Source organism: Thiocapsa sp. (genome assembly GCF_011390875.1).
Taxonomy (GTDB): Bacteria; Pseudomonadota; Gammaproteobacteria; order Chromatiales; family Chromatiaceae; genus Thiocapsa.
In genome coordinates this window covers 1-8,549 of record NZ_JAABRP010000197.1, presented here as the reverse complement: position 1 = coordinate 8,549, position 8,549 = coordinate 1, and the positions used below count along the sequence as shown (strand labels likewise).

Annotated in this window: 8 protein-coding genes; 2 read left to right on the top strand and 6 right to left on the bottom strand. The window is 66.6% G+C overall.

The features are described 5' to 3' along the window. From GPT33_RS14835 to GPT33_RS14820, 4 genes are all read right to left on the bottom strand, one after another. A partial coding sequence (locus tag GPT33_RS14835) for a virulence factor SrfB (RefSeq protein WP_296810247.1) occupies nucleotides 1–770 on the bottom strand: 770 nt, incomplete at its 3' end. Nucleotides 771–1,259: 489 nt separating this feature from the next. Next, nucleotides 1,260–3,173, bottom strand: a complete 1,914-nt coding sequence (locus tag GPT33_RS14830; protein ID WP_296810244.1) for an SrfA family protein — start codon at nucleotides 3,171–3,173, stop codon at nucleotides 1,260–1,262. Continuing rightward, nucleotides 3,170–4,681, bottom strand: a complete 1,512-nt coding sequence (locus GPT33_RS14825) for a hypothetical protein (protein ID WP_296810242.1) — start codon at nucleotides 4,679–4,681, stop codon at nucleotides 3,170–3,172. The genes GPT33_RS14830 and GPT33_RS14825 overlap by 4 nt, the downstream gene beginning before the upstream one ends. 173 nt (nucleotides 4,682–4,854) lie before the next feature. Next, nucleotides 4,855–5,412, bottom strand: a complete 558-nt coding sequence (locus GPT33_RS14820; RefSeq protein ID WP_296810240.1) for a CDP-alcohol phosphatidyltransferase family protein — start codon at nucleotides 5,410–5,412, stop codon at nucleotides 4,855–4,857. A gap of 233 nt (nucleotides 5,413–5,645) precedes the next feature. Between GPT33_RS14820 and purM the strand changes: the two genes are divergently transcribed. After that, complete coding sequence (gene purM / locus GPT33_RS14815) at nucleotides 5,646–6,719, top strand: phosphoribosylformylglycinamidine cyclo-ligase (protein ID WP_296810238.1); 1,074 nt, start codon at nucleotides 5,646–5,648, stop codon at nucleotides 6,717–6,719. Then, on the top strand, nucleotides 6,712–7,374 hold the full coding sequence (purN, locus tag GPT33_RS14810) for a phosphoribosylglycinamide formyltransferase (RefSeq protein WP_296810236.1): 663 nt from the start codon (nucleotides 6,712–6,714) through the stop codon (nucleotides 7,372–7,374). Before purM ends, purN begins: the two co-directional genes overlap by 8 nt. A gap of 271 nt (nucleotides 7,375–7,645) precedes the next feature. Here the strand turns inward: purN and GPT33_RS14805 are convergent, their stop codons facing one another. Continuing rightward, on the bottom strand, nucleotides 7,646–7,900 hold the full coding sequence (locus GPT33_RS14805; RefSeq protein WP_296810234.1) for a hypothetical protein: 255 nt from the start codon (nucleotides 7,898–7,900) through the stop codon (nucleotides 7,646–7,648). A gap of 29 nt (nucleotides 7,901–7,929) precedes the next feature. Further along, a complete protein-coding gene (locus tag GPT33_RS14800; protein WP_296810232.1) occupies nucleotides 7,930–8,220 on the bottom strand; it encodes a DUF6489 family protein in 291 nt (96 codons plus the stop codon). Nucleotides 8,221–8,549 lie beyond the last annotated feature (329 nt).

Here is an 8,549-nt window from a genome sequence, read left to right as displayed (position 1 = left end):
CCGCAGGTGCGCGAGTTGCCGACGTCCAGCACCATGTCGACCGGCACCGCCGGCTGCACGTCGGTCGCCTTGTTGCCGAGCAGCTTGATCTCGGGGATGCACCCTGCCTCGCCGATCACGGCGAGCAGGTTCAGATAATGGGCATGGTGGGCGAGACGCTCGCGCTCCGCCTCCACGTCCTCGGGCGGCAGACGCAGGCGCGGACCTGCGCGCTCGTCGAAAACCTCCTGGATCCAGCCCGCCACCCAAGGCAACTCCGGGAACCAGCCGATCTCGTGGGCGCGGTGCGCGAAGGCGAAGGCCGCGCCCGCACCGACATCGGCCTCGGTCGGGGCCAGATAGCGCAAGTCCTCGGCATCGGCCAGCAGATTGGTGTCGATGGCGAGGGTCAGCCGATGGGTGTGATCGGTCGAGGCAGCCTCCTCCGTGGACAGGGCCAAGAGGCGCAGCCGCGCCCAGGTCTCGGGACCCGACGCGAAGCGCCTCGGCGGGTGCAGTCGCAGCACGGGCACCGGCAGCCAGATGCCGTCGAGCAGGCGCGCCGAATCGTCGACCGGCACGCTCAGTTGAGACTTCAGCGGAATGCCCGGACGGTCAGGCCAGTAGAGCTGGTTGGTGCGCTCGTCATAGAGCAGACGCGCGAGCGAACGGTTGCTCTCCTGCACCACGAACTCACCCGGCAGGGCCTTGCGCAACGCGAGGGTCAAGCCGAAGTCGAGAAACTGGACGCCGCTGTCGGCGATCAGTGTCACCTTGGTTTCGAAATTCACCAGTCTCGCGAGCATGGCCTGTGACCTAAACCGCGCCCGGCGCGGTATGCGATGTTTTTGGATGGGGTCGGCCTCGGCAGACTTGACGACCGTTGGAGCCGGCGCGGTTTAGTCTATTAAAAACCATATCAATTTAAACCGCGTCCCCGCCGAGTGCTGTGTGGATGCACCAAACGTCGAACCCTCTCTCGCTCGGCACAACCTAAAGCGCCGTTGCGCGAGGGGGGCCTTGGTCATCCTTTCGTCCAGGCATCTTGAGCTCCCCGACCGGACGCAAGACTCCGGGTACATGCCCGGGTACGCCGACTTCAGTCGGCACCCCGGGAAGGCGGACTTCAGTCCGCCGCAAGGGCGCGCTCGGGCGACTGAAGTCGCCCGCCCCCGGGAGCCGGATGAATCCGGCGTACCCGGGAGGTCCCGGTCGGCGACCTGAACACTGCCGATGCGGCAAGGAAACGATGATCGAGGCCGAGAGGGCGTTTCATCGACTCATTCGCCCGCCGCACCCTGCACGTCGAGCGAGAAGGTACCACCACCGGGATAACGGCCGACGCAGTCGGGTTTGCCGTCCTTGCCCGGCGCGCACTCCACGCTCGGCCGACCGAAGTTGGTGCCGTCGGCGCAGCGGATATCCCCGCTGCTGTCGATGACCAGCCGCTCGCCCTTCACGGATGCCGCGGCGCCGCTTTGGCAGATGCTGCCGTCGTGGCGCTTGAGTCGCAATTGACCCTGACCCTCTTGGGTGCGGTATTCCATCTGGATCGGCAGACCTGTCTTGGGATCTTGCAGGGAGGTGGCGGTGCGCCAGCCGCTGGTCAGGCCGTCGAGCGCCTGCGGGGTCGCGCCCGGTTTGGACACGCCCGGAGTGGTGCTCGGTCCGGCTGCGCCGCCCTTGGCCGATGCGGTGCCCGGAACCGCACCGGGCGCGCCTTCGGCTTCGCCTGCGGTCGAGCCGGGTAGACCGGGCGTTGCCGGGATCGCGTCGCCCTCCCCGGTCGGCGGCTCGGTGCCTTCCTCGGACGAGGCGGCGTCCGAGGTGTCCAGCTCCGGGGGCGTCTCGGAAGACCCCTCCTCGGCCGCTTGCCCCTCCGCCGGTGCCCCGTCACCATCGGCCGCAGTCGGATCGGACAGCGTGGGATCCGGCGCAGGATCGACGATACCGGTATCGGCATCGGGATCGACCGCGTCGACATCGGTCGGCAGGGCTGCGTCGCCGGTGGGATCGATCGGGGCCGAAGCGTCCGGGGCCAGGTCGCTCGGAAGCGTGTCGGTCAAAGGCAACTCGCCATCCGCGACCGGAACCTCGCCCTCGATCGGCACAGTCTCGGACGCATCCGGATCGAGCTCCTCGTCGAGGACCGGTGGCAGCCCCTCGGTCCCCTCCCCCGCATCCGCTCCGATCGTCTGGTCGAGGACCGATGGCCCCTCGGACAGGCTCTCGGAATCGACCGGCAGGGTCGTCGATTCGGTCTCCGAGACCGTCGTCTCGTCCACTGCAACACCTTGGTCCGTCACCGAGATGGCGCTGGTGTCGGTCGTTCGGTCACTTCGCAGGTCACGCTCGATCAGGGTGCGGTCCCGGAGATGTCCGGAATCGATCGTCACATCGCGAATGACCGACTCGTCCCGAATCGAGGGGTCGACCAAGAGCGGATCCTCGGCGGGCGGCTCCGCGAGGATCGGCGAGAGCTCCTCCGCAACCCAGTCCGGGATCCATTCGGGGGCCCATTCGGCGAGCGGCGTCGAGGACTCGGACACGCAGCCGCGCAACAGGAAGAGAAGCAGCAGCACCAGCGCGAGAAGAAGGAGCGGAAACCAGATCCACCAGGGGAGGCCGCGGCGAGTCACCGGGGCCGGGATCGGACTCGCGTCTTGCCGAGCCTCGTCGGTCAGGTCGAGCGACCACTCCGTCGGCGGGGCGGCAAACCGTCCCAGATTCACCAAGGGGTCGGAGCCGACGGCCTCGCGATCGCGGACAAAGCCCCAAAAGCTCACCACCGGGCGGCCGTCGACCAGATAGACGTGGTCCTCGTCCGGGAAGTTGAAGACATGGGCGAGCAGCCTGGCGAAGACCTGACGCTCGGGGTCGGGATCGGCCTGCAGGGTGCGCGCGAGTTCGTCGATGCGGGTGCGATTCTCCAAGAGCTGGCTTTGGGCCGAGAGCCGCTCCTCGGGGCTCGCGGCACTCCAAGGCACGACCGGGCCGGGACGCGGGGCGTACCAATCCAGCGTATCGCCGTCCTCGTTGCGCTGCGGGATGGCGAAGCTATCGGCGAGATCCGGGCCGAGCCGCCGAGCCAAGGCGGCGCGCAGTTGAGCCGCGGCGAGATACACCGGGTGGCCGACGGCGCCGACCGGGTGATAGTCGGTGAGTGTTCCGGTGCGTAGTAAAGGTCCGATCATGGTTGCTTGAGTCCCTCGCCGACGGACGTTTCCAGTTTTTCCAGGGTGTCGCAGCGCAACAGTGCCTCGTCGAGCCGACCGCGGATCGCACGCAGCGGCTCGCGCTCGGCGTCCTCGGCGGTCAGCTCCAGATCGAGCGTTCGCAACGCGGCACAGTCCATTTGAGCATCCACCAGCTTTTGACGATAGGTTTGGGCGCGGGCGCAGCGGGCAAGCTCCGTGTCGAGCCGCTCGCGCACGGCCGCGAGCGGTGCGCGGGCGACATCGAGTTCCGCCGACTCGCGATCGAGCTTGAGGAGGGCCGGACAACCGCCGTCGTCCGCCTCCAGTGCGGCATCCAGCGCGGCGACGAGCCGATCGGCCTCGGCGCAGCGTGCAAGCTCACGGGCCAGTCGCTCGCGGACCGGTCGCCAAGGCGTCTCGTCCGGCGGATCCTCGGGCGCCTGCTCGGACAACGGCTCGGACAACGGCTCGGACGTGGTCAGACCGACCCCAACGCCCAGCTCGGCCAACTCCGCACAGTTACCGAGGCGACGCTCCAGCTCGGACGCCGCCTGCGCCGAGGTCTCGCAGACACCGATGCGCTCGTCGAGCCGCGCGACGATGCCGGCGAAGGGCTCGCGGCCAAAGTCCGGTCCGGACGGCGGAGGCTCGCCGTCTGACCCGGTGACACCCTGTCGAATTTCGGCGAGCCGCGCGCAATCCCAATCAGCGGCGATCACCTCGCGATCGAGCGACTCGGCCGCCGCACAGCGGGCCTGCTCGGTGGTGATCTGCTCGCGCAGCTCGGCGTAGCCGGTACGCTGCGGATCGAGTCGGTCGATCCGCAGCGCGAGCGCTCCGAGCCGATCCGGCCCGGCGCAGGCCGCGTCGAGACCCGCTTGAAGCTCGGCCGCAAGCGAGTCTGACTCGCGCCGATCGAGCCAAAGCCAGCCGCCGCCCGCGAGACCGGTCCCGAGGAACAGCACAATTGCACCGGCCCCGCCCCAGGGGAAACGACGCCGCACAAGCGGCTCGGGCGCAGAGGCCGAGGCGAGAGTAGGTCCGGGCGCACGTCCACGCCTAGCCTCCTCGACCAGCACGAACCCCCAGAGCGTCAGCACCGGCTCGTCGCCGATCACATAGACGTGGGAGTCATCCGGATAGCGGGTCGCGGCGCGCAGGATCGCGGCGATGGACTCAGAGCCCTTCACCCGCGTCGGCAGTGCATCGGCGAGCCTGCGCAAGGCATCGAGCCGCTCCTCGAGCTTGGCCTTCATGGCGGCGCGGCGCGCGGCCGGCAGGGCCGTCAGGCGCGTCGGCTGACCCGGAAGATCGCTGTACCAGTCGACCGTCTTGCCGTCGGTGCAGGGCACGGGCAAGGCGAAGACCGATGCGGCAACGCCCGGCAGATGACGGCGGATGAGGTTCTGAAGCTCGCGATGCAGCTCGTCGAGCCCGGCAAGCTCCTCGGTCGGCAGTCGATAGCCGCTGATGTCGACCCGTGCGACCCGCAGTGATGGTGCCAACCAAACCTCCTATGGCCTGCCCTAAGCCCGCCCCGAGCGAGAACTTCGCGGAGGTCGGGTGAGCACAGCGTAACCCGACATACGCAGTATCGACGACCGCTCGCGGTATGGCACAAACGACGGCGATCTGCGCGGTCGCGATGCGGCCCACCGCACGCGCCGCTACTGAAGGATCACGGCTCCCGCCAACCACGCTGCCGCGCCTTGCGGCCCCAGATCCAGACATACTGCGCACCGCTGACGACAACCGTCACGAAACAGGCCCAGACCATCGTGTCGATCAGGCCTTCGGGGAGCCGGAAAGGTCCGGCAGCCATGATAACCATCACCACCAGCACGATCTGCAGGACGGTGTTGAGTTTACTGATCGGCAGGGGCTCGGCCTCGACTGCCTCGACACGGTAGTTGTAGACGACGGCCCCGGCGACAATCACGAGATCCCGAACGATAACGGCGATCACGAGCCAGACCGGGACCAGCCCCTGCCAACCCAAGATCAGAAAACAGCCGACCAGCAACGCCTTGTCGGCGAGCGGATCGAGGATGCCGCCCAAACGCGTACGCCAGTCGAAACGCTTTGCCAAATAGCCATCCAGGCCGTCGGACGCACCCGCCGCGGCGAACAGGACCAAGGCCCATCCATACTCCTGGCGTAGAAGCAGATACATGACAGGTACGACTGCGACGAGTCGCAGGACGCTGATGATGTTCGGAAGATCCCTGAGCTGCACGCAAACACTCCGGTCGCCGGGGCGGCACCAAACCTTGATGCCTGTCCGGTTGATGCTAGTCCGGTCTTTGGCGTCTGTCCAAGACCAATCCAGGCGACCGCGACACCCCGGCCGAGCGGAGATCGATCGAGCGCACTGTGCCCGGCGTCACGATGGTAAAACCAGCGACCCGTACTGCGGTTACGGCCGGACTGTTAGAATAGGCGGCCATACCCGTCCCTTGGAGCCAAAGCGTGACGCAGGATTCCGCCCCGCCCTCATCGCCGTCCCTCAGTTATCGCGACGCAGGAGTCGACATCGACGCCGGCGCCAGGCTGGTCGAGCGTATCAAGCCGCTCGCCGCCGCCACCGCTCGACCCGGCGTCATCACCGGCCTGGGCGGATTCGGGGCGCTCTTCGAGCTCCCGCTCGCCGATTATCGGCAACCCGTGCTGGTTTCCGGCACGGACGGCGTGGGCACCAAGCTCAAGCTCGCAATCGATCTGGGTCGGCACGACAGCATCGGGATCGACCTGGTCGCCATGTGCGCGAACGACATCCTGGTGAGCGGCGCCGAGCCCTTGTTCTTTCTCGACTACTACGCCACCGGCAAGCTCGATGTCGAGGTCGCCGCATCGGTCATCTCGGGCATCGCGCGCGGCTGCGAGCTTGCCGACTGCGCCCTGACCGGCGGCGAGACGGCCGAGATGCCGGGCATCTATCGCACGGGCGACTACGACCTTGCCGGCTTCTGTGTCGGGATCGCGGAGAAGGCGGATCTCATCGTCCCGGATCGGGTTCAACCGGGCGACGTACTGATCGGCCTCGCCGCGTCCGGTCCGCACTCCAACGGCTACTCGCTGATCCGCAAGGTCATCGAGGTGAGCGGTGCGGATCTCGGCGAGGATCTGGACGGGGTCAGCCTCGGCGAGCGACTGTTGGCACCGACCCGCATCTATGTCAGGTCCGTCCTGCCCTTGACGCGCGCCATCAGGGTGCACGCCCTCGCCCACATCACGGGCGGCGGACTGACCGAGAATCTGCCGCGGGTGCTGCCGGACGACACCCGAGCCGTCCTGGATCTCGCAAGCTGGACACGCCCGCCGGTTTTCGACTGGCTCCAGTCCAAGGGCGGCATCGACGATGCCGAGATGCTGCGGACCTTCAACTGCGGCATCGGGATGGTGGTTGCCGTCGCCGCGGGGGATCTCGACCAAGCGCTCGGGCTGCTGCGCGCCGGCGGCGAGGATGCGCGGGTGATCGGACAGGTCGAGGCGGGTCAAGGGCCGTCGTCGGTACGCTATGTCGGCGAGGCCGCGCATGCCTGACGGCGGACGTCTGCGCGTCGTTGCCCTGATCTCGGGCAGCGGCAGCAACCTGCAGGCATTGATGGACGACGCGGCAAAGGGGGGAGACTTCGAGATCGTCGCCGTCATCAGCAACCGCGCAGATGCCTTCGGCCTGGAACGGGCCCGGCGCGCCGGGATCCCGGCCGAGGTGCTGGACCATCGCGACTTCGCGGGACGCGAGCCCTACGAGGCCGAGCTGCTCGCCCTGATCGATCGCTATGCGCCCGGCTTGGTGATCCTGGCCGGCTTCATGCGCATCCTCACGCCCGCTTTCGTCCAGCACTATGCCGGGCGGATGCTCAACATCCACCCCTCGCTTCTACCCAAATTCCGGGGGCTTCAGACCCATCAGCGCGCTTTGGACGCCGAGGAGCGCGAGCATGGCGCCAGCGTCCACTTCGTCACACCCGAGCTCGACGGCGGACCTGTCGTCATTCAGGCTCGACTTGCCATCCATTCGGAAGAGGATGCCGCGACATTGGCGCAACGGGTACTCGCGCAGGAGCACATCATCTATCCGCGGGCGGTCGGCTGGTTCGCGCAGGGGCGCCTGCGACTGGGGGAGGATAGCCGGCCGTGGTTGGACGGCGCGCCGCTGACGTCGCCGATCATGATCGATACCGCGACCGGTTGAAGCGATTTCCGGGCACACGCATCCCGATTGTACATGGCACGTAGGCGACTTTGGTCGCCCCGACCCGGTCGTCGCTCCTTTCTAAAGAGCGTCCAGAGCGAGATGCTTATTCTCGAGTGAGATCGACGTTTGTTGCATCCAGGATCCTTAGCGGGGCCGCAGTATAGAATAATCCACTCTTAAATATTCTAAACCGCGCCGACTCCAACGGTCGTCAAGTCTGCCGGGGCCGATCCCATGCAAACACGTCGCGTACCGCGCCGGGCGCGGTTTAATGCTCACACTTGTCGAGCTTCTCGCGAGCCCCGGGGATCACCGACAGGAGAAAGGTCGAGACGAGCACGATCGGCGCGAGGATGATGAGCACGAGCGCGAAGAACAAAACGATCTGCTGCAGGTAGGCAAGGTCAGGCAGGACGAAGCGCACGGCCGTGAAGAGCAACAGGGCCGCGGCGAAAAAAATCGCCGAAACGACCACCCCTTCGCGCATGGTCCTGCAGCCGAGGATCAGCAACCGATGAACCATTCGTCATCTCCTCCGCGCTGTCGTGCGCACTATTTTCGCCGCGGCTTGGACTCGGCGTCCGAGCTGTCGCTGCCCGAACCCGTTCCGCCCGAGGACATGCTCGTCGCATTCGTGAGCATCTTCTGGAACATGTCCCACGAGGCCATGGTCCCGGTCACGTAGGGTTGGAACAGCTTGATCGGGTCGTAACCCTCGGTGCCTGAAACCATGCGCTCGCGGATATCGTCCATCAACTGGCGCTGAAAGGCTTCGACGTCCGGCAAACCGAACAGCTTGCGCATCTCTTCGGGCGTCATCTCGACATCGACACTAATCTTCATGCCTCTCTCCTTGGAGCGCGGCGCGGCACGGTGCCCCGCCTCTTCGATAACTCTGGACGATGACGAGGGTCTAAGCAAGCCGCCGCGCAACGACGCAGGACCGGGGGCGTCCGACTCGGTGGAGCAGTTCAGAGATCCCGAGACCGTCCGAGATCATTTTCGTTATTGTTGTCGACCATCGAGACGATTACGACAACATTACGACAACGACAACGAACAGTTCGACACCTCTGCCTTAGTGCGCTAAACCGCGCCGGCTCCGACGGTCGTCGGAGCCGGCGCGGCCAAACCAATCCAACAAACTACGCATCCCGTACCGGGCGCGGTTT

Coding starts and splice junctions, on each gene's coding strand:
- GPT33_RS14830 (WP_296810244.1), bottom strand. CDS start 3,173: ATGATCGGACCTTTACTACGCACCGGAACACTCACCGACTATCACCCG.
- purN (WP_296810236.1), top strand. CDS start 6,712: ATGCCTGACGGCGGACGTCTGCGCGTCGTTGCCCTGATCTCGGGCAGC.
- GPT33_RS14805 (WP_296810234.1), bottom strand. CDS start 7,900: ATGGTTCATCGGTTGCTGATCCTCGGCTGCAGGACCATGCGCGAAGGG.
- GPT33_RS14800 (WP_296810232.1), bottom strand. CDS start 8,220: ATGAAGATTAGTGTCGATGTCGAGATGACGCCCGAAGAGATGCGCAAG.